We start from the raw sequence: 21,640 nt of genomic DNA, 5'->3' as shown, positions 1-21,640 counted from the left end.
TCCAGATTAAGAAATGGGTTGCACGTCAGGGCAATACGCAGAAGCGCCGGGTCGACAATGCGGAAAAAAAACGCCCGGCATTATAAGCATTTTTCGAGCATGAAGGTCATGGGCCTCATGTCGAAGCGGGTTATGAACGGATCTCATATTTCACCCTCCGTAAGTCACGGATTGCATTAGGAAAACAGCAGTGCCCGGAATATTTTCTAAACAACGGCAGCGGTTTTTGGGCATTGAGCTCAGTTCGCAGGCAGTCAAAGTTGTGGAGTTGAGCCAGCAGCGCAACGGTATTCAGTTGGAGTCGTATGCCATTGAGTTCATCCCAACCACGGGTGCCCCCGATCAGACCAGCCTCGAGCCCAAAAGTGTCGCGCAAGCGCTAATCAGTGCAGTGCGCAAGGCCGGTGTGCAGGCGAGCAACGTCGTCACGGCGCTAGCGGACACCCACGTCATTTGCAAAACCTTCGAAATTGAAGCCGGTTTGACTGAGGACGAGCTTGAGCTTCAGGTCAGGCTTGAGGCCGAGCAGTGCGTGCCTTATGCCTTGGAAGAGGCCGCGCTGGATTTTGAAGTCCAGGGCTACAGCGCACGAAACCCAGAATGCGTGGAGGTGCTGTTGGTGGCCTGCCGTTTAGAAGAACTTGAGTGGCGCCAGGCGGTTTTGTTAAGTGCAGGGCTGGCGGTGCGCGTGATTGATGTTCAAGCCCATGCGTTGGCGCGCTCGATTGAGCGAATGATGGATTCAATCGGCCATGAGTTACCGCGCAAGCCTGTGGCAGTGGTTGAGTTTGCATCGGCCACGACGATGTTGAGCGTGCATCAGCAGGGCAAAGTGATATACGCCCGTGAGCTGCTCTTTGGGCTGGCCAGTCACGAACCAAACGCTTTCAGTGCCGGTGCTGTCGAACATCTTGGGCGAGGGCTTGAATTGTTTTCACAATCCGCGGGTGGCCATGAAGTGGGGGCGATTGTGCTGTGCGCAACAGCACCTTCAATGCCCCAGTTGAGGTGCCAGATTGAGCAATCGCTTGGCGTACCCACTCACATGGGTGACCCGTTTGCAGGAATGATTCTTAACCCGAAGCTCGCGCTAGACGCTCTGCTCTGCGATGCTCCGCTGTTGTTGACAGCCTGTGGCCTGGCCTTGAGAGGGTTTGATTAATGGCGCGAATCAATTTGCTGCCTTGGCGCACCTGGTTGCGCGAGCAGCGGCGTAAGCGCTTTTTGCTGGCTATCGCGGGCGTAGCGACTGTGGCCGTTGTGGGGTTGTTTGTCGCGGATCATTACATCGATCGGGCGGTTGAGCGCCAGGTAGCGCGCAACAGCCTGATTCGCAGTGGTATCGCCCAATTGGATACCCGAACCCTGCAAATTTCCGAGTTGAAGGAGCGGCGCGAGCAATTGGTTGAGCGCATGCAAACCATCGAAACGCTTCAAGGTAATCGTTCGGGTACGGGGCTGATTTTTGATCAATTAGTGCGCAGCCTGCCGGATGGGGTGTACTTCACTGACGTCAAAATGACCGATCGCACTATCGCCATTTCGGGCGTTGCTCAATCCAACAGTCTCGTCTCAGAGCTGATGCGTAATTTAGACGCCTCACATTGGCTAGAAGCCCCGGCGCTGCTTGAACTCAAGGCAGAACCTGAGTCGGCTGGCAATCACCCTAGGCACTTTCAAATGACGGTTCGCCAAACCTTGCATGTGCATGACGCGAGGTCGTTGTGATGGTCGTTCAATGGTTGGAGCGTCTGCGTGGCGTCGATCTGCGCGAATTGGATTTTGGTGATTGCGGTACGTGGTCGGCAGGTCGAAAAACGCTAGTGGCAGGGGCGTTGGCTGTACTGGTTGTGGCGTTGGGGTATGGGGCGCTTTTGCAGTCGCCACTGTCGCGGCTTGAGCAGCAACGGCATGCGCAAACCACTCTCAAGGTTGAGTTCGAAGCCAAGGCGGCTCAGGTGGCAGGGCTGGAGGCTTCCATGAGTCAGATGCAACAACTGGAGGCGTCCCTTGATACGTTGCGCGAGCAACTGCCCACTCAAGCGCAAGTGCCAGGTTTGCTGGAAGACGTTTCTCGTTTGGGGCGGATGGCGGGGCTGAAAATCGAAAAAATCCAATGGTTGCCCGAAGTCCCGCAGCCATTTCATGCCGAACTTCCACTGCGACTCACCTTGATCGGCGGTTTTCATGAGCTGGGCCTCTTTGTCAGTGACATTGCCCGGTTGCCGCGGATTATCACGCTGCACGACTTTGCACTTCAGCCGCTTGGGCCTCAGGGCGGCGAGTTGCGCATGAACTTGTTGGCAAAGACCTACCGTTCCCACGATCAAGGGCTGCTGCCATGACCGATTCTCTGAAGGTAAGTGTTGGGAGCTTGGTTGTCGGGTTGTCAGCCGTTTTAGCCGGCTGCGACAACGGGTCAGATACAGCCGAACTGCAGGGTTATTTAGAGGCAGTGCATGCGCGGCCAGGCCGTGTGTTTGAGCCGCTGCCCCAGGTTTTGTCAGCACCTGCGTTTATCTATGACGCGATGGCTTTACGCAGCCCTTTTCAGGCATTGCCCGAGTTTGAAAGCGGTCGTTGGCAGGTCAGTTCGTTGACTGAAGGCCCTGATGAATTGCGCGTTAGAACGCATCTCGAAGCGGTTGATCTGGAGCAGTTCGAGATGGTCGGCACGCTGTCCAAGGGCGCGGAGCAAAACGCGTTATTGCGGGCCGGTGGGCGAGTACACCGGTTGAAAACAGGCGACGCGCTGGGACGCAACAACGGCCAGATCGCCTTGGTCGCAACAACTCACGTTGAAGTGTTTGAAGTGATATCTGATGGTCGGGGAGGCTGGTTGCAGAGGTCTTTGACCATCCCTTTGAAACAGCAGTCTTAACGGAACTACCACCATGAAAAGGATTTTCCCGGTTTTCGGACTGGCGCTATGGAGTGCGCTGAATTCGCCACTGCTGTTGGCCAATGTGCCCGCCAGCGCAATGCCGTTGCTGCCTGAAGCGCAGAATTCGGCCCCTGTCAGCGACAAGCTGTCATTGAGTTTCCAAGACATTGAAGTGCGCACGGTGCTTCAGTTATTGGCTGATTTCACTCAACTCAATCTGGTTGTCAGTGACGCTGTTGACGGCAATATCACGCTCAATTTGCAGGATGTTCCGTGGGATCAGGCGTTGGATCTGGTGCTTAAAAGTAAGGGGTTGGATAAACGCTTGCAGGGTAATGTGCTGTTGATTGCGCCCATTGAAGAGATCGCCGCTCGTGAGCGCCAAGCGCTTGAATCAAGAAGCCTGTTGGCCGAGCTTGTGCCCTTGCGGCGTGAGGTGTTGCAGGTCAATTACGCGAAAGCAACGGATATCGCCAAGCTGTTTGAATCATTGACCAGTGGGCAGTTTGAAGGTGATGAGCGCGGTTCTATCGCGGTGGATGAGCGCACCAATAACATCATTGCTTTTCAGTCGTCAGAGCGCCTTGATGAGCTGCGACGGATTGTGGCTCAGCTGGACGTGCCTCTGCGTCAGGTGATGATTGAAGCTCGCATTGTTGAGGCGGGCGTGGACTTTGAAAAGAGCTTGGGCGTGCGGTGGGGCGGCTCTTTGCGCAAGGGCGGGCAGTGGAGCGCGGGCGGGATCAGAAAACCAGTTTCATCCGAGGTTGAGGGCGAGCCTGTCGATGTGGGCGGCACCTTTGTCGATTTGGGCGCAGCGGGTAACGCGTCGGGGCTAGGCATCGCTTTCATTGGTAATAACGCATTGCTAGACCTTGAACTGAGCGCGATGGAAAAAACCGGCAACGGCGAAATCATTTCTCAACCCAAGGTCGTCACCGCAGACAAAGAAACCGCCAAGATCCTCAAGGGCACTGAAATCCCGTATCAAGAAGCCAGCTCCAGCGGTGCAACGTCGGTGTCGTTCAAAGAGGCGTCGTTGTCACTGGAAGTCACCCCACAGATAACCCCTGACAACAGCATCATCATGGCGGTGACCGTGACCAAAGATGAGCCGGACTACATGAACATGGTCAACGATGTACCGCCCATCAAGAAAAACGAAGTCAAAGCCAAAGTTCTGGTCAAGGACGGCGAAACCATCGTAATTGGAGGCGTGTTCTCAAATACTCAAAGCAAAGTGGTAGATAAAGTGCCATTTTTGGGCGATCTGCCGTATGTTGGCCGACTTTTCCGTCGAGACGTTGTCTTGGACAAAAAATCCGAGCTGCTGGTGTTCCTGACTCCGCGTATCATGAACGACCAGGCGATTGCTGTGAGTCATTGATTCTGTGCGAAATTTGATTCTTGTTGGGCCGATGGGGGCTGGTAAAAGCACCATCGGACGTTTGCTGGCCAAAGAGCTGCGCCTGCCGTTCAAAGATTCCGACAAGGAAATTGAACTACGCACCGGCGCTAATATCCCGTGGATCTTCGATAAAGAAGGCGAGCCGGGTTTTCGCGAACGTGAACAGGCAATGATTGCTGAGCTGTGCGAGGCCGATGGCGTCGTGTTAGCCACTGGCGGCGGCGCGGTTATGCGTCCAGAAAACCGCAAAGCGCTGCGCGAAGGCGGGCGAGTGGTGTATTTGCATGCTTCGGTCGAACAGCAGGTGGGGCGTACCTCGCGTGATCGTAATCGGCCTTTGCTGCGCACCGCCAATCCCGAAAAAACCCTGCGCGACTTGCTGGCCATTCGTGATCCGCTTTATCGCGAAATTGCCGATGTGGTGGTTGAAACCGATGAGCGGCCACCCAGAATGGTCGTTTTGGACATTCTGGAACGTCTGGCACAACTCCCCCCCCGTTAAAGCGCGGCGCGAAATGCGCTATCCTCGGCGCCGGTCATGCCTGTTACACGGTATGACCAAGCGGTTGGGCCGCGTCAGCAGTCGCGGCCAATACTTGATAATTGCGATACAGGACGCCAGCGTCCTTTTTCAATGTGGGGATTCATGCAGACACTGAAGGTTGATCTAGGCGAGCGTAGCTACCCAATTCATATTGGCGAAGGTTTGTTGGATCAGCCGCAACTGCTGGCCCCGCATATCGCCGGTCGCCAAGTGGCGATTGTGACCAATGAAACGGTCGCGCCTCTTTATCTTGAGCGTTTGACCCGTAGCCTCGCGCAATTTTCAGTCTTGCCGATCATCTTGCCCGATGGCGAATCGTTCAAAAATTGGGAAACCCTGCAACTTATTTTTAATGGCCTGCTCACTGCGCGCCACGACCGTCGCACCACCGTGATTGCTTTGGGCGGTGGCGTGATTGGCGATATGGCGGGCTTTGCTGCGGCTTGCTATCAGCGTGGCGTCGATTTTATTCAGGTGCCCACCACCTTGTTGTCTCAGGTTGATTCTTCGGTTGGCGGCAAAACCGGTATTAACCATCCGCTGGGCAAGAACATGGTCGGCGCCTTCTATCAGCCTAATCTGGTGCTGATCGATACGCAGACGCTGAACACCCTGCCGGCTCGTGAGTTGTCGGCTGGTTTGGCCGAGGTCATCAAGTACGGCCTGATCTGCGACGAACCATTTTTGACCTGGCTTGAAGAAAACATCGACGCGTTGCGCGGGCTAGACCAAGCGGCGCTGACCACCGCCATTGAGCGTTCCTGCGCTGCCAAGGCAGAAGTGGTTGGCGCTGATGAACGTGAATCAGGCGTGCGCGCGACGCTCAACTTGGGCCATACCTTTGGCCATGCCATCGAAACCCATATGGGCTACGGCGTGTGGTTGCATGGTGAGGCCGTGGCTGCGGGCACTGTGATGGCGCTAGAAATGTCGGCTCGTTTGGGCTGGATCAGCGAGGCAGAGCGTGATCGTGGTATCCGTTTGTTCCAGCGTGCAGGCTTGCCCGTGGTGCCGCCGGTGCAGATGACGCCCGCTGATTTTATGGAACACATGGCAATTGATAAAAAAGTGATCGACGGTCGTTTGCGCTTGGTGCTCTTGCGCCGCATGGGCGAAGCCACAGTGACCGACGATTATCCACAAGAGGTTCTACAGGCCACGCTGGGCGCGGATTACCGTGCGCTGGCTCAGCTCAAAGGTTAATAAGATCCCGATGACTAGTTTGCATGCCGACGAGGCATTTCTCGGCCATTTTCAACTGAACCACGACCCCTTTGCGCCACGGGTGCCAGGGTTCAAGTTTTTTCCTGCCCAGCGCAAACCGGTGTTAGGCCAACTGCACCACCTCGCGCGCTACAGCCAGTTACTGTTAGTTGTGACGGGGCCTGAGGGCAGCGGTAAAACCTTGCTGCGCCAAGCGCTGGTTGCCAGCACCAACAAACAATCGGTGCAGAGTGTGGTGGTGTCGGCGCGTGGCGCGGGTGATGCCGCAGGTGTCTTGAGCCAAGTGGCGCAAACCCTGAATGTCGCCCATGCCGACGTGGGCTCGATTTTGGCTCAAGTGGTGCAGTTGGCGCTGACCGGGCAAGAAGTGTACTTGCTGGTTGATGATGCCGAGCAGCTTGACGACTCCGCGCTAGAAGCCTTGTTGGCGCTGGCAGCGGGCACGCCTGAAGGCCGCCCGCATGTGTTCCTGTTCGGTGAGCCGTCGATGATCGCCGGGCTTGAGCAGTTGAGCGCGGACGAAGAGCGCTTTCATGTCATTGAGCTTCAGCCTTACAGCGAAGAAGAAACTCGCGAATATCTGGCTCAGCGCCTCGAAGGTGCAGGCGCCGGAATCGAACTCTTTAGCGCACAACAGATCTCAGATATTCACGAGAGCTCCGAGGGCTGGCCTGGCAACATCAATCAGGTCGCCCGCGATGCCATGATCGAAGCCATGATCGCCAGCCGCTCTGCGGTTAAGCGTCCAAGTATGGGGTTCAAGATGCCGAAGAAACACGTATTGGCCATTGGTGCAGTGGTAGTGGTGGCAGTCGCCGCTGCTATTTTGATACCCGGTCGCAGCAAAACCCCAACCGCGCCAGGCGCTGAGCAGGCTCAATTGCCTTTGGGTCAGGCTGCGCCCAATGGCGCTGCTAACCCGTCGATTGATTTCGCCGGTTCTTCGCAACCGATGCCATTGCCGCTGGTTGGCCAATCGCAGCCTGTGATGCGTGGCCCGCTGGCAGAAGCTGCGGGTGGCATGACTGAAGGCGATGATGGCGGCGTGCCTGCTGTTGACGGTGGCGCTTCTCAGCCACCGACCGTCACCACCACCGCGCCACCTGTCGGCGTGCCAGCCGGCCCAGAGCCTGTGCCCACTCCGACTCCAGCACCTGCGCCAGTAGCAGCAGCCAAGCCTGCGCCAACCCCGGTGCCTGTTGCCAAGCCAGCGCCAGTGCCTGCTCCAAAGCCTGTGGTCAAACCTGCTGAAAAGCCGGTCACCTTGGCTAAAGCAGCACCGGGTGGCAGTTGGTACGCCAGCCAGCCAGCCAGCAACTATGTGGTTCAGATCGTTGGCACCAGCTCTGAAGCATCTGCGCAAAATGTCGCCAAAGAACTGGGTGGCGATGCTCGCTACTTCAAGAAAATGCTTAACGGCAAGCCGCTTTACGTTGTCACCTACGGCAACTTCCCAAGCCATGCTGCAGCAACTGCAGCTATCAAGAACTTGCCAGCGAAGACTCAGGCTGGTAAACCTTGGCCTCGCACTGTCGCCAGCGTTCAACAAGAACTGGCAGCAGCTCGCTGATGATCCGGCGACCTTACCCAGGTCGCCGTTCTAGTCCATCAACATTCCAGCTTGCGCATGCGGCTTTTTAAGCCGTGTGCCTTGTGGTGTCTGCGCCGTGTGGCAGTCAACATCAAAATGTTTTGACTAGCACAGACAATCGCTTTAAACCTTTCACAAATGCGACATGAATTTACGGTTAATCGCCGCACAATTTGTGGGCTTTTCTGGCGGTGTGTAAAATGACCACCCTTTTTGCCCCTGCCAAGCTGGCGTACGTTCAGCGCAGGAGCAAGTGGTTGAATTAAAAGTAATTTGCCCCTTTTTGGGGCAGCCTGGTGAGAAAGTGTCTATGAAAGCAGGTCTGTACCACCCCGATGAATTTAAGGATAACTGTGGTTTCGGCCTGATTGCCCATATGCAGGGCGAGCCTAGTCATACCCTTTTACAAACAGCTATTGAGGCACTGACCTGCATGACCCACCGCGGTGGGATCAACGCAGACGGCAAAACCGGTGACGGTTGTGGCCTGCTGATTCAAAAGCCTGATCTGTTCTTGCGTGCAGTTGCCAAAGAACAGTTCGGTTGTGATTTGCCCAAGCAATACGCGGTCGGCATGGTTTTTTTCAACCAAGACCCGATCAAAGCCCAAGCGGCCCGCGCCAACATGGATCGCGAAATTCTCGCGGCGGGCCTGCAATTGGTGGGCTGGCGCAAAGTGCCGATCGACACCAGCGTGCTGGGCCGTCTTGCGTTAGAGCGTCTGCCGCAAATTGAACAGGTGTTCATTGCAGGCGATGGGCTGAACGATCAAGACATGGCGATCAAGCTGTTCAGCGCTCGCCGCCGCTCTTCGGTCAGCAACGCAGCGGACACCGATCACTACATTTGCAGCTTTTCTCACAAGACCATCATTTACAAAGGCCTGATGATGCCGGCGGACCTTACCGCCTTTTATCCAGACCTGAGCGATGAGCGCCTGCAAACCGCGATCTGCGTGTTCCACCAGCGCTTCTCCACCAACACGTTGCCGAAATGGCCGCTGGCTCAGCCATTCCGCTTCCTCGCCCACAACGGCGAGATCAACACCATCACCGGCAACCGCAACTGGGCATTGGCCCGTCGCACCAAGTTTGCCAACGATCTGATCGGCGACCTCGATGAGCTCGGCCCGCTGGTTAACCGCGTAGGTTCTGACTCCTCCAGCATGGACAACATGCTTGAGTTGATGGTCACTGGCGGCATTGACCTGTTCCGTGGCGTGCGCATGTTGATTCCACCTGCGTGGCAAAACGTTGAAACCATGGACCCCGACCTGCGGGCGTTCTATGAGTACAACTCCATGCACATGGAACCGTGGGACGGCCCGGCAGGCGTGGTGATGACCGACGGTCGTTACGCTGTTTGCCTGCTCGACCGTAACGGCCTGCGCCCAGCACGCTGGGTGACCACCACCAACGGTTACATCACCATCGCCTCCGAAATCGGCGTGTGGGACTACAAACCTGAAGACGTGATTGCCAAAGGTCGTGTTGGCCCGGGTCAGATCTTGGCCGTGGACACCGAAACCGGTCAGGTGCTGGACACCGACTCCATCGACAACCGCTTGAAGTCGCGCCACCCCTACAAACAGTGGTTGCGCAAAAATGCCCTGCGCATTCAAGCCACCATCGACGACCATGACCACGGCTCGGCTTTTTACGACGTTGATCAGCTCAAGCAATACATGAAGATGTATCAGGTCACGTTTGAAGAGCGCGACCAAGTGCTGCGCCCATTGGGCGAACAAGGCTACGAAGCCGTGGGTTCGATGGGCGATGACACGCCAATGGCCGTGCTGTCTCAGCGTGTGCGCACGCCTTACGACTACTTCCGTCAGCAGTTCGCGCAGGTGACCAACCCGCCGATCGACCCGCTGCGTGAAGCTATCGTCATGTCGTTAGAGATCTGCCTCGGTGCTGAGCGCAACATCTTCCAGGAATCACCAGAGCACGCATCGCGTGTGATTCTCAGCTCGCCAGTGATCTCGCCTGCCAAATGGCGTTCGTTGATGAACCTCGACTTGCCGGGTTTCGAGCGTCAGATCATCGACCTCAACTATGACCAAAGCGTCGGTCTTGAAGCCGCCGTGCGCAACATCGCCGATCAGGCTGAAGAAGCCGTACGTGCTGGGCGTACCCAAATTGTCTTGAGCGACCGTCATATCGCACCGGGTAAATTGCCGGTTCACGCCTCGCTCGCTGTTGGCGCGGTTCACCACCGCCTGACCGAAAAAGGCCTGCGCTGCGACAGCAACATCTTGGTTGAAACCGCGACCGCTCGTGACCCGCATCACTTTGCGGTGCTGATCGGCTTCGGTGCTTCGGCGGTTTATCCGTTCTTGGCTTACGAAGTGCTGGGTGACTTGATCCGAACAGGTGAAGTACTGGGCGACCTCTACGAGGTGTTCAAGAACTACCGTAAAGGCATCACCAAGGGCCTGCTCAAGATCATCTCCAAAATGGGCATCTCGACCATTACTTCGTACCGTGGTGCGCAGTTGTTCGAGGCCATTGGCCTGTCAGAAGAAATCTGCGACCTGAGCTTCCGTGGCGTGCCAAGCCGCCTCAAGGGCGCGCGCTTTGTTGACCTGGAAGCCGAGCAAAAATTGCTGGCTGCCGAAGCTTGGAGCGCGCGTAAGCCGATTCAACAAGGTGGCCTGCTCAAGTACGTTCACGGGGGCGAGTACCACGCTTACAACCCGGACGTGGTTGCCACCTTGCAAGCCGCTGTGCAGCAAGGTGACTACAGCAAGTTCAAGGAATACACCTCGCTGGTGGACAAGCGTCCGGTGTCGATGATTCGTGACCTGTTGCAGGTCAAAACGCTCGACACGCCGTTGGCCATCGACGAAATCGAACCGCTGGAATCGATCCTCAAACGTTTTGACTCGGCAGGTATCTCGCTGGGCGCATTGTCGCCTGAGGCGCATGAAGCTCTGGCTGAAGCCATGAATCGTTTGGGCGCACGCTCCAACTCCGGCGAAGGCGGCGAAGACCCAGCGCGTTACGGCACCATCAAAAGCTCGAAAATCAAGCAAGTGGCCACGGGTCGTTTCGGGGTAACACCGGAATACTTGGTTAACGCCGAAGTGCTGCAAATTAAGGTCGCCCAGGGCGCCAAGCCGGGTGAGGGCGGGCAACTGCCGGGCGGCAAGGTCAACGGCCTGATCGCCAAACTGCGTTATGCCGTACCGGGCGTGACCCTGATTTCGCCACCACCGCACCACGACATCTACTCCATCGAAGACCTGTCGCAGCTGATTTTTGACCTCAAGCAGGTCAACCCAAAAGCGCTGGTCTCGGTAAAACTGGTGGCAGAAGCGGGTGTGGGCACTATTGCCGCAGGCGTGGCCAAGGCTTATGCCGACCTGATCACCATTTCTGGCTATGACGGCGGTACAGGCGCGTCACCACTGACCTCCATCAAGTACGCGGGCGCACCGTGGGAACTGGGCTTGGCTGAAACCCACCAGACCCTGCGCGGCAATGACCTGCGCGGCAAAGTACGGGTACAAACCGACGGCGGTTTGAAAACCGGGCTCGACGTGATCAAGGCAGCCATTTTAGGCGCCGAAAGCTTTGGCTTCGGCACGGCGCCAATGATCGCGCTGGGCTGCAAATACCTGCGTATTTGCCACCTCAACAACTGCGCCACCGGTGTTGCAACGCAAAACGAATCGCTGCGTAAAAACCACTACATCGGCACCGTTGATATGGTGGTCAACTTCTTCACCTACGTGGCCGAAGAAACCCGCGAATGGCTGGCCAAGCTGGGCGTGCGCACCCTTGAAGAGCTGATCGGGCGTACGGATCTGCTGGACATCCTTCAGGGTGAAACGGCCAAGCAGCATCACCTCGACCTGACGCCGTTGCTGGGCAGCGACCATATCCCGGCTGACAAGCCTCAGTTCTGCCAAGTGGATCGCAACCCGCCGTTTGACCAAGGCCTGCTGGCCGAAAAGATGCTCGACATGGCGCGTTCGGCGATCAACGACCTGAGCGGTGCTGAGTTCGAGCTGGATATTTGTAACTGCGACCGCTCCATTGGTGCGCGTATCTCCGGTGAAATCGCTCGGGCTCATGGCAACCAAGGCATGGCTAAAGCGCCAATCACCTTCCGCTTCAAAGGCACTGCGGGTCAGAGCTTTGGTGTGTGGAACGCCGGTGGTTTGAACATGTATCTGCAAGGCGATGCCAACGACTACGTGGGCAAAGGCATGACCGGCGGTAAGTTGGTGATCGTTCCGCCTGCGGGCAGCGTCTACAAAACTCAGGACAGCGCCATTATCGGCAACACCTGTTTGTACGGGGCCACGGGCGGCAAGCTGTTTGCCGCAGGCACGGCAGGCGAGCGTTTTGCTGTGCGTAACTCCGGTGCTCACACCGTGGTTGAAGGCACCGGCGACCATTGCTGCGAATACATGACAGGTGGTTTTGTCTGCGTATTGGGCAAAACCGGTTACAACTTCGGCTCGGGCATGACAGGCGGTTTTGCCTACGTGCTGGATCAGGACAACACCTTCGTCGATCGGGTTAACCACGAGCTGGTGGAAATCCAACGTATCAGCGGCGAAGCGATGGAGGCGTATCGCAACCATCTGCAACACGTGCTGGACGAATACGTTGAGGAAACCAACAGCGAGTGGGGTCGTAACCTCTCGGAAAACCTCGATGATTACCTGCGTCGTTTCTGGATGGTCAAGCCCAAGGCTGCCAGCTTGAAGTCGTTGCTTTCCAGCATCCGTGCCAACCCGCAGTGATATGCGCCTGAAGAGTTTGATGAGGTTTTAACAATGGCTGAACGTCTGAGTAACGACTTCCAGTTCATCGATGTCGGGCGCAAAGATCCGAAGAAGAAACTGTTACGTCAACGCAAAAAAGAGTTCGTGGAAATCTACGAGCCCTTCAAACCCCAGCAATCGGCCGAGCAGGCCCATCGCTGTTTGGGCTGCGGTAACCCGTACTGTGAATGGAAATGCCCTGTGCATAACTTCATTCCCAACTGGCTCAAGCTGGTGGCCGAGGGCAACATCCTCGCTGCCGCCGAGTTGTCGCACCAAACCAACACCCTGCCCGAAGTCTGTGGCCGGGTGTGCCCGCAAGACCGTCTGTGCGAGGGTGCTTGCACCCTGAACGATGGTTTTGGCGCGGTCACCATCGGTTCGGTCGAGAAGTACATCACCGACACGGCGTTCGCTATGGGCTGGCGCCCGGACATGTCGAAAGTCGTACCGACCGGCAAGCGTGTGGCAATCATCGGCGCCGGGCCTGCGGGCCTGGGGTGTGCCGACGTGCTGGTGCGTGGCGGCGTGACGCCTGTGGTATTCGACAAGAACCCGGAAATCGGTGGTCTGCTGACCTTCGGTATCCCGGAGTTCAAACTCGAAAAAACCGTGCTAAGCCATCGTCGCGAAGTCTTCACCGGTATGGGGATCGAGTTCCGCCTCAATACCGAAATCGGCAAAGACATCAGCATGGAACAGCTGCTGGAAGAGTACGACGCCGTCTTTATGGGCATGGGCACTTACACCTACATGAAAGGTGGCTTTGCTGGTGAAGACCTGCCGGGCGTGCACGACGCGCTGGATTTCTTGATCGCTAACGTCAATCGCAATTTGGGTTTTGAAAAGTCGCCGGAAGATTTCGTCGACATGAAAGGCAAAAAAATTGTGGTGCTGGGCGGCGGCGATACGGCTATGGATTGCAACCGAACCTCGATTCGTCAGGGCGCCAAATCGGTGACTTGTGCTTATCGCCGCGACGAAGCCAACATGCCCGGCTCGCGCAAAGAGGTTAAAAACGCCAAGGAAGAGGGTGTGAAATTCCTCTATAACCGCCAGCCGATTGCCATTGTGGGTGAAGGTCGGGTCGAAGGTGTGAAGGTGGTCGAGACCCGTCTCGGTGAGCCTGATGCCCGTGGTCGTCGTAGCCCGGAGCCGATCCCGGGTTCGGAACAGATCATCCCGGCAGACGCCGTGATTATCGCGTTTGGTTTCCGCCCAAGCCCGGCAACCTGGTTTGAACAGTTCGAGATCCAGACTGACAGCCAAGGCCGTGTGATTGCGCCTGAACAATCGAAGTTCAAGCACCAGACCAGCCACCCGAAAATTTTTGCCGGTGGCGACATGGTGCGCGGTTCCGATCTGGTAGTTACCGCGATCTTTGAAGGCCGCACTGCGGCAGAAGGGATCATGGATTACCTGGGCGTCTGACTGCGCCCGTGTAGTCGCTGCCTAAGGCTGCGATCGAGCCCGAAGGGGTGGTACTTTGCCTTTGAAAAGCGAAGGTTTTGGCCCTTGTCGCCGTCTGGCGACAGTGACTACGGGGAGTTGTTGTTTCACGGTGTTGCTAAACACCGTGTTACACCGAGGTAAATCGACCCGATAGATAAAAGGCACGGCTCTTGCCGTGCCTTTTGCGTCCGTCTCTGAGAAAATGCCCACACTTTTTTTCCGGATGCCGACATGACTGTTCTGAAGAATGACCGTTTCCTTCGCGCTCTGCTCAAGCAACCCGTAGACGTAACGCCTGTTTGGATGATGCGCCAAGCCGGTCGCTACCTGCCGGAGTACCGTGCCAGCCGCGCCAAGGCCGGCGATTTCATGAGCTTGTGCAAGAACGCCGAGTTCGCGTGCGAAGTCACCATGCAGCCTCTGGACCGCTTCCCACAGCTGGATGCCGCAATTCTGTTCTCTGACATCCTGACCATTCCTGATGCGATGGGCCAAGGCCTGTACTTTGAAACCGGCGAAGGCCCGCGCTTCAAAAAGGTCGTGAGCACGCTGGCTGACATCGAAGCCCTGCCTATCCCGGACCCACAAAAAGACCTGGGCTACGTCATGAACGCGGTCAGCACCATTCGTCGTGAGCTCAATGGCCGCGTCCCGCTGATCGGTTTCTCGGGCAGCCCGTGGACCTTGGCCACCTACATGGTGGAGGGCGGCTCATCCAAAGACTTCCGCAAAACCAAAGCCATGCTGTACGACACCCCCCACGCCATGCACTTGTTGCTCGATAAACTCGCGCAGTCGGTCACTTCGTACCTCAACGGTCAGATCCTGGCCGGTGCTCAAGCCGTGCAAATCTTCGACACCTGGGGCGGCAACCTGTCGTCTGCGGCATATCAGGAGTTTTCGCTGGCTTACATGCGCAAAATCGTCAGCGGTTTGATCCGCGAACACGAAGGCCGCAAAGTGCCGGTGATTTTGTTCACCAAAAACGGCGGTCTGTGGCTGGAAAGCATCGCCGATGCCGGTGCTGACGCGCTGGGTCTGGACTGGACTTGCGACTTGGGCGAAGCCCGTCAACGTGTGGGCAACAAAGTTGCGCTGCAAGGCAACATGGACCCAACCGTGCTTTACGCCAACCCAGAGGCCATTCGCACTGAGGTCAAGCGTATCTTGGCCAGCTACGGCAAGGGCTCGGGCCACGTATTCAACTTGGGCCACGGCATCACGCCAGAAGTTAAGCCTGAGCACGCAGGCGCGTTCATCAGCGCAGTACACGAGTTCTCGGCGCAATATCACGAGTAAGTTCTATTTGTTTGTCTTGAACGCCCGGCTGATGCCGGGCGTTTTTGTTTGGGTGGCAAATAAAGTAATAAAGTAATAAAGATTTTATACCTGCTAATCAGAGAAATAACCTACATACAAAATATCTGAGCTAAGTAGTATTTCCCACCGATAAAGTCGGTGTTGGCTGACTATTGCTAATTATTTAGTGGGGATGTTGTGGGGTTTTTCCGTAATTGCAGTGGCTGTCATTACGCAAGGGCTCTCTGACATATAGCCGTGGTTTTTATAACCGCTTGCTTCTAATTCTAAAAAGTGAGGTTTCATATGAACATTGCACTTTCAAAGTCTCGCACTTTGTTGAGGTGTGCATCCTCGGTAACGTTGTTGGCTGCCATGTTTGGTGCGCAACAGGCGGCGGCTCATGGCTACATGAGCGAACCTCCATCGCGTGCTTATGCGTGCAAGTTAGGCCTGAACACCAATTGCGGCCCGGCCCAATATGAACCGCAAACAGTCGGTGAAGCTCCCAAGGGTTTCCCTGCTTTTGGGCCGGCTGATGGCAAGATCCCAAGCGGTGGTAATGCGATGTTTGCGGCCCTGGATGCTCAAGCCGCTACCCGTTGGCATCTGACTGAAATCAGCAACCGCAGCGTAGAGTTCAGTTGGTTCTACACAGCCGCTCATAAAAGCACTCGCTGGGAATACTTCATCACCAAAGCTGGTTGGAACCCCAATCTGGCGCTGACCCGCGATAGCTTCGAGCTCACGCCTTTCTGTCAGGTAGACGGTGCAGGTGGTGTTCCGATTGACGGTGCTGCAGGCGGTAACGGCCCTGCGGCGCAAAAACATGCGTGTACTCTTCCGGCCGACCGCAGTGGCCAACACGTCATTTTGGGGGCGTGGACTGTCGACGACACGGCGGCGGCTTTCTATGACGTCGTTGACGTTAACATCAGTGCAGACGCTGGGCCTGCGCCAGACCCGGACGATTGGAAAAACGTAGGGGTCATCGCACCGACCCAAGCACTACTGCCCGGTGACTCGGTCAAGGCGCGTGCTTTTACTGGCAGTTCCGAGAGCGCTGAATACAGTTTCAGCATTGGTATCGATTCGGTAGAAGAGGGCCAGCCTGAAAACTGGTCGTTTAAACTGGCCCAAGCGGTCAATGCGGCGAACAAACCGGTACGTGCAGGCGTTCGCAATGAAGACGCCAGCATTGAGCCGATCAAGGGCGCCAACACCTTTTTCGCCAAGCCTGAAAGCGGCGTCACCAGCTACCAGATGCTGACAACCTTGGTTCCAGACCCGGCGGCTTACCTGCATGTCCATGATGTTGCGCCAGAGTACATCCTGGAAAAGGGCCGCGGCAGCGTTGCATTTACCTTGATGACCAACAAAAACATCACGGTAGAGGCGACGGTTTACGATGCAGCCAACAAGCAAGTGGGTTTCACCAAGCAAGCCTTGAATGCCACAACGGCCCCTGTTCGTGTTGATGTCATCAGTGCGCCGGGTGCTCACTCTCTAAAGCTGATTGCTAGCAGCGAAGACGGTCGCGAAAACTTCCAGGCCCTGAAGCCTCTGACCTTGGTCGGTGAGGGCGGTGCTCAGGAGTACGACGCAGTATTCCCGGAAGGGTTTGCGGCTTACAAAGCTGGCACGTTGGTCTTGCAGCCAAAAACCGGAAAAGTCTACGAATGCCAGCCCTTCCCGAACTCGGGTTACTGCGCTCAGTACTCCCCAAATGCCGCTCAGTTTGAGCCAGGTGTGGGTTCGCACTGGACGATGGCATGGACTGAAAAGTAACAAGTTCTGATTAAGGCCGGATCACTCTTAAATGATCCGGCCTTAAAGAAAGACGGGTTCTGTACGAAATGTTATCGATGCTGCATAACCGAGCATAGATACATTTCGTACAGAACCTACGAACAAGCGACAAGTTGGAACAATACTCAATGAATTTAATAAGTGCCTTGCCTGAACGTGAGGCAAAGTATTCAACGTTACAGAAGTGGTTACATGGTATTTCTGCATTAGTGATGATGTGGTTGATGGTGTCTGGTTATTACGTCGCCTTTATCAGTCAGTCAGGCAGTATTAAAGAGGCCGTCGGCGCATTTAATGTTTCTTTAGGGTCACTGTTTATTCCTTTTTTCTTTTTCAGAATGTACGTGTCATTTGGCAAGGGTTGTTTGGTTGTGTTCAAGACCAAAGCCTTTATGCCGTGCATGGTTTTTTTTGTACACACCGCTATTTATTTAGCGACAGCCATCGTTCTGGTATCTGGGGTTTTGATGATGAATCGAGAGACCGAGGTCTTCAACCTCGTGTCACTGCCTCCCTTGGTATCCGATGTGGCGCTCCTGGAACTGTTCACTTTTGTTCATGACGTAGCTTGCGTTCTTTTGGCGGTGTTATTGGTCATGCACATCGGTGCGGTGATCAAGCATCAGCTCGCTGGGCAATCGGTTATCAAACACATGTTCTCTTGATCTATCGGTGAGAAATTTATGATCTGTTTGGCGGGCTGCCTGCACACGCAGGTGAAAAGGTTTTGAATCGCGCAGTAGTGCTGCGGCACTTCCCGGTCATCGCTGCGACGTTTCTGTTGAGTTTGCCTGTGGCTTATGGGGCCTATCTGGCGTGGCAAGAGTGGCTATATCGCCAGTCAGTTTTGGCGGTACCGGTTTTTGCGTCGGTGAGCACAAGCGCCTTGCCTCAAGCGCCAACCTTTAAGCCTGATGCCATTGCTGCTGTGCTCGGCTTTTCTACTCAAGAAGCATTGGTAAAAAGCGCCGAGCCTCTGGAGCTGCGTGCCAGTTTTGTGTCCAGCCTTGGAGGGTCGCAGGCGTTGCTGGCTGGTGCCCAAGAGGAGCGTTTTTACACCGTGGGCGAGCGTTTGCCGGGCGGCAGTGTTTTACGCCGTGTAGAGGCCTCCCACGTGGTGCTTTGGCGCAATGGCCGAGAAGAACGCTTGGTGCTCAAACCTGCGAATCAGCACTTCTTGCCATCCACTAAACCCTTTGCCCAAAAAACCCAGCCTCCCTCCCTCCATCTGCGGCCCACGCCGACCAACCCTAGAGAAACGCCATGACCAGGCCAAACGTGTTCGGCATCGGCCGTCTTTTTTTGTGTGGCACTGCACTGTGCACGGTGTTGTCCCAAAACCTTGCGCTTGCAGACGAGCAGTATTGGCAATTGGCAATGAAAGACGCTGAGCTGCGCGATGTCGTACAGGAGATATCATCGGTGCTCGGTGCCACAGTGGTGCTCGACCCCCGGGTACAAGGTCGCATTACGGTGATCTCTGAGCAGGCTCTGGATCGCGAGGGCGTGCGCCAACTGTTTTATTCGGTGCTGGATGCGCACGGCTTTGCCATCGTTGATGAAGGCGATCGTTTATTGATCATTCCCGCCGCCGAAGCTAAAGCTCGGGCGGGCAACCCTGATGCCAATAACCAAACATTTGTCACGCAGGTCATCGAGCTCAACACCAGTGTCGCGGCCGATCTGGCGGGCCTCTTGCGGCCCTTGGTGTCGAACAATGGTTATGTTGGGCCTTCCGCGTCGGCCAATGCGCTGATCATTACCGACACGGCTGCCAACGCGCTGCGTATTGCTGAGCTTGTGCGCCAACTGGATGCTGGCACGCGCCATGACTACTCGGTGGTAGAGCTGCGTCATGGTGTGGCCAGCGACATTGCCAAAGTGATTAGCCAGTCGCTGGACAAAAAAGGGGGGGCGCCCGGCAGCCAGGTTATTGCTGATGCCGCGGCTAACCGTCTGGTGATATTGGGCAGCAAAACCTCACGCGGGCGCCTGAGCAAACTGGCTCGTTCGTTGGACACGCCCGCCACTAACAAGTCAGAAAACTCACGAGTAATTCGCCTGCGTCACAGTGATGCCAAGCAGTTGGCTGACGTGTTAACCACGGTGGGGCAGGGTATGCAGCAAAAGTCTGCCTTGGCCGGCACGATCCAAAAAGAGTCGCCGCAGCCGGTGATGGTGGCCGCCGATGAGAACCAAAATGCATTAGTCCTGATAGCCGACCCAGCACAGGTTCGCACGCTAGAAAGCATTGTTAGCCAGCTTGATCAGCCGCGCTCTCAGGTTTTGATTCATGCCGCCATTGTTGAAATATCGGGGGATATAGTGGACACCCTTGGTGTGCAATGGGGCGTTAATACCGGTGGCTCCCAAGGCGGGATCACCTTCCCGGGCACCAATATTCAGATCGGCGCACTCTCGCAAAGTGGCGCCAAACTGCCTGAAGGTGCTGTGTTGCAAGTGGGCGGTGATCGCTTCAATGCGCTGATCTCGGCCTTGGCCAGCGACACTAACAACAACGTGTTATCTACCCCGAGCCTGTTAACCCTGGACAACCAGCAAGCCGAGATTCTGGTGGGGCAAAACGTGCCCTTTAAAACCGGGTCATACACGGGCACGGGCGAGAGCTCGGACAACCCGTTTACAACCGTGACTCGCCAAGACATTGGCATCAGCCTGAAAATAAAGCCTCACATCAACGAAGGCAGCTCGCTGCGTCTTGAAGTTGAACAGGAAAACTCTGAAATCGCACCCTCGCTGCAAGGGGTGGACTCCACCGATCTGATTACCAACAAGCGCGCGCTCAAAAGTACGATTTTGGCCGAAGACGGCGAGATCATCGTGATTGGCGGCTTGATCAAAGACAGTATTCGCACACAACAAAGTGGCGTGCCATTGCTGCGCAGCATTCCCTATTTGGGTGCCTTGTTTCGCTGGAACAAAGACATCCATAGCAAAACTAACCTGATGGTGTTCCTGCGCCCGACCATCGTGCGCAGCAAGCACGATATCCGCCAGATCAGCGAAGACCGATACAACGCGTTGCGCAACTTGAGCCAGCCTGCATCCAAAGATGCCAACTCGCTGCTATTGCCCAGCGACCCGCACCAGATGTTCGACGCCAATTTGCAAGACCCTGCCACGGTAGACCTGCGTCGCCCTGAAACGGATCGCCCATGACCGAGCCCTTGCTGCGTTTGCCCTTCAGCTTCGCTCGCCGCTTTGGTGTGCTGCTGGACGTCTCTACAACGCCTGTGAGCCTGTTAATGCGCAACGACACGCCGTTGACCGTACTGGCCGAAGCACGTCGCTGGGCAGGGGTTGAGCTGATCGTGCGAAAAGTGAGCGATGAGCTTTTTAGCGACTTGTTAGCCAGCAATTACAGCGCCGGGCAAAGTGCAGCCGAGCAAGTTGCGCAGGGGCTCGACAGCGAACTCGACTTGATGAGTGTGGCTGAGCAAGTGCCGCAAACGGCGGACTTGCTGGAGCAAGAAGGCGATGCACCGATCATTCGTCTGATCAATGCTCTGTTGCGTGAAGCCATGCGCGAGAAAGCCTCGGACGTTCACCTTGAAACCTTTGAACATTACCTGTCGGTGCGCATGCGTATCGACGGTCAATTGCGTGAAGTGCTCAGGCCTAAACGCGAGCTGGCCAACTTGTTGGTATCACGTATCAAAGTGATGGCTCGGTTGGATATTGCAGAAAAGCGCGTACCGCAAGATGGCCGTATCAGCCTGCGATTGGCGGGGCATGAGGTTGATGTGCGGGTGTCGACCTTGCCTTCTGCTCACGGCGAACGAGTAGTCATGCGTTTGCTGGACAAGCAGGCGGGTCGGCTGGACTTGAAATGCTTGGGCATGCCCATTCAAACCCTAAGCCGTTTCGAGCACATATTGGCTCGGCCACATGGCATTTTTTTGGTAACCGGCCCAACCGGTTCAGGCAAAACCACCAGCCTGTATGCCGCGCTAAGCCACCTTAACCACCAAACGCGCAACATCCTGACGGTCGAAGACCCAGTGGAATACCACTTGCCGGGCATAGGCCAAACGCCCGTTAACACCAAAGCCGATATGACCTTTGCCCGCGGCTTGCGAGCGATTTTGCGCCAAGACCCGGACGTGGTGATGGTGGGTGAAATTCGCGATCACGAAACGGCCGAAATTGCGGTGCAAGCATCGCTGACCGGGCACCTCGTGTTGTCGACCTTGCACACCAACAGCGCAATCGGTGCGGTCACTCGTTTGGTGGACATGGGCGTTGACGCGTACCTGTTGGCGTCCTCGCTGGTGGGTGTTTTGGCTCAACGTTTGTTACGCACGCTGTGCGCCGACTGCAAAGTTGCCTACACCCCCGACCCGTCGTTGTGCGCCCGTTTAGGGCTAGAGCCGCAGGTCGCAGTAACCCTGTTTCGCGCTCAAGGGTGCAACCAATGCCAACAAGGCTATCGCGGTCGCACCGGTATTTATGAGCTGATCAGCATCACGCCACCTTTGGCTGGCTTGATTCACCAAGGTGCCAGCGAGCTGGACTTGACCCGCGAGGCCCGCACGCTGTCGTCCAGCTTGTTTCAAGACGGCCAGCGGCTGGTGCTTGAAGGGCTGACCAGTTTCGACGAACTGCTGCGCGTTACTCAGGAGGATTGA

15 protein-coding genes and 1 pseudogene are annotated in these 21,640 nt (G+C 56.1%); all 16 read left to right on the top strand.

Annotation, left to right across the window (positions count from 1 at the left end; all coding sequences use genetic code 11):
- Window positions 1-190 precede the first annotated feature (190 nt).
- The 16 genes and pseudogenes from pilM to gspE all read left to right on the top strand — a co-directional run bounded on the left by pilM (window position 191) and on the right by gspE (window position 21,640).
- Entirely contained in the window at window positions 191-1,162 is a 972-nt protein-coding gene (gene pilM, locus ACZRJQ_RS11330; RefSeq protein ID WP_463978447.1) for a type IV pilus assembly protein PilM, read from the top strand.
- Window positions 1,162-1,728, top strand: coding sequence for a PilN domain-containing protein (locus ACZRJQ_RS11325; RefSeq protein ID WP_463978446.1), 567 nt, complete (start codon window positions 1,162-1,164; stop codon window positions 1,726-1,728). The genes pilM and ACZRJQ_RS11325 overlap by 1 nt, the downstream gene beginning before the upstream one ends.
- A complete protein-coding gene (locus ACZRJQ_RS11320; RefSeq protein WP_463978445.1) occupies window positions 1,728-2,345 on the top strand; it encodes a type IV pilus inner membrane component PilO in 618 nt (205 codons plus the stop codon). The genes ACZRJQ_RS11325 and ACZRJQ_RS11320 overlap by 1 nt, the downstream gene beginning before the upstream one ends.
- A complete protein-coding gene (locus ACZRJQ_RS11315; protein WP_463978444.1) occupies window positions 2,342-2,881 on the top strand; it encodes a pilus assembly protein PilP in 540 nt (179 codons plus the stop codon). The genes ACZRJQ_RS11320 and ACZRJQ_RS11315 overlap by 4 nt, the downstream gene beginning before the upstream one ends.
- Before the next feature lie 139 nt (window positions 2,882-3,020).
- Window positions 3,021-4,271: pseudogene (locus ACZRJQ_RS11310) on the top strand (type IV pilus secretin PilQ); the annotation flags it as partial.
- Window positions 4,272-4,275: 4 nt separating this feature from the next.
- Window positions 4,276-4,794, top strand: a complete 519-nt coding sequence (gene aroK, locus ACZRJQ_RS11305; RefSeq protein WP_463978443.1) for a shikimate kinase AroK — start codon at window positions 4,276-4,278, stop codon at window positions 4,792-4,794.
- 144 nt (window positions 4,795-4,938) lie between these two features.
- Window positions 4,939-6,039: a 3-dehydroquinate synthase gene (gene aroB, locus ACZRJQ_RS11300; RefSeq protein ID WP_463978442.1), complete on the top strand. Its 1,101-nt coding sequence runs from the start codon at window positions 4,939-4,941 to the stop codon at window positions 6,037-6,039.
- A 10-nt stretch (window positions 6,040-6,049) separates the two neighbouring features.
- Entirely contained in the window at window positions 6,050-7,630 is a 1,581-nt protein-coding gene (locus ACZRJQ_RS11295; protein WP_463978441.1) for an AAA family ATPase, read from the top strand.
- Between the two features lie 331 nt (window positions 7,631-7,961).
- Entirely contained in the window at window positions 7,962-12,410 is a 4,449-nt protein-coding gene (gene gltB, locus ACZRJQ_RS11290; RefSeq protein WP_463978440.1) for a glutamate synthase large subunit, read from the top strand.
- A 33-nt stretch (window positions 12,411-12,443) separates the two neighbouring features.
- Window positions 12,444-13,862, top strand: coding sequence for an FAD-dependent oxidoreductase (locus tag ACZRJQ_RS11285; protein ID WP_463978439.1), 1,419 nt, complete (start codon window positions 12,444-12,446; stop codon window positions 13,860-13,862).
- Window positions 13,863-14,114: 252 nt separating this feature from the next.
- Complete coding sequence (gene hemE / locus ACZRJQ_RS11280; protein WP_463978438.1) at window positions 14,115-15,182, top strand: uroporphyrinogen decarboxylase; 1,068 nt, start codon at window positions 14,115-14,117, stop codon at window positions 15,180-15,182.
- 306 nt (window positions 15,183-15,488) lie between these two features.
- Window positions 15,489-16,970, top strand: a complete 1,482-nt coding sequence (gbpA, locus tag ACZRJQ_RS11275) for an N-acetylglucosamine-binding protein GbpA (RefSeq protein WP_463978437.1) — start codon at window positions 15,489-15,491, stop codon at window positions 16,968-16,970.
- A 149-nt stretch (window positions 16,971-17,119) separates the two neighbouring features.
- A complete protein-coding gene (locus tag ACZRJQ_RS11270) occupies window positions 17,120-17,656 on the top strand; it encodes a cytochrome b (RefSeq protein WP_463978436.1) in 537 nt (178 codons plus the stop codon).
- 62 nt (window positions 17,657-17,718) lie between these two features.
- A complete protein-coding gene (locus ACZRJQ_RS11265) occupies window positions 17,719-18,258 on the top strand; it encodes a type II secretion system protein N (RefSeq protein ID WP_463978435.1) in 540 nt (179 codons plus the stop codon).
- Entirely contained in the window at window positions 18,255-20,171 is a 1,917-nt protein-coding gene (gene gspD, locus ACZRJQ_RS11260) for a type II secretion system secretin GspD (protein WP_463978434.1), read from the top strand. Before ACZRJQ_RS11265 ends, gspD begins: the two co-directional genes overlap by 4 nt.
- Window positions 20,168-21,640, top strand: a complete 1,473-nt coding sequence (gspE, locus tag ACZRJQ_RS11255; RefSeq protein ID WP_463978433.1) for a type II secretion system ATPase GspE — start codon at window positions 20,168-20,170, stop codon at window positions 21,638-21,640. The genes gspD and gspE overlap by 4 nt, the downstream gene beginning before the upstream one ends.

The organism is Pseudomonas sp. E315, from assembly GCF_055406205.1.
This window is presented reverse-complemented; position numbering and strand designations above follow the sequence as displayed.

Coding starts and splice junctions, on each gene's coding strand:
- gltB (WP_463978440.1), top strand. CDS start 7,962: ATGAAAGCAGGTCTGTACCACCCCGATGAATTTAAGGATAACTGTGGT.
- hemE (WP_463978438.1), top strand. CDS start 14,115: ATGACTGTTCTGAAGAATGACCGTTTCCTTCGCGCTCTGCTCAAGCAA.
- ACZRJQ_RS11320 (WP_463978445.1), top strand. CDS start 1,728: ATGGTCGTTCAATGGTTGGAGCGTCTGCGTGGCGTCGATCTGCGCGAA.
- gspE (WP_463978433.1), top strand. CDS start 20,168: ATGACCGAGCCCTTGCTGCGTTTGCCCTTCAGCTTCGCTCGCCGCTTT.
- ACZRJQ_RS11295 (WP_463978441.1), top strand. CDS start 6,050: ATGACTAGTTTGCATGCCGACGAGGCATTTCTCGGCCATTTTCAACTG.
- gspD (WP_463978434.1), top strand. CDS start 18,255: ATGACCAGGCCAAACGTGTTCGGCATCGGCCGTCTTTTTTTGTGTGGC.
- ACZRJQ_RS11285 (WP_463978439.1), top strand. CDS start 12,444: ATGGCTGAACGTCTGAGTAACGACTTCCAGTTCATCGATGTCGGGCGC.
- ACZRJQ_RS11315 (WP_463978444.1), top strand. CDS start 2,342: ATGACCGATTCTCTGAAGGTAAGTGTTGGGAGCTTGGTTGTCGGGTTG.
- ACZRJQ_RS11325 (WP_463978446.1), top strand. CDS start 1,162: ATGGCGCGAATCAATTTGCTGCCTTGGCGCACCTGGTTGCGCGAGCAG.
- gbpA (WP_463978437.1), top strand. CDS start 15,489: ATGAACATTGCACTTTCAAAGTCTCGCACTTTGTTGAGGTGTGCATCC.
- aroB (WP_463978442.1), top strand. CDS start 4,939: ATGCAGACACTGAAGGTTGATCTAGGCGAGCGTAGCTACCCAATTCAT.
- ACZRJQ_RS11270 (WP_463978436.1), top strand. CDS start 17,120: ATGAATTTAATAAGTGCCTTGCCTGAACGTGAGGCAAAGTATTCAACG.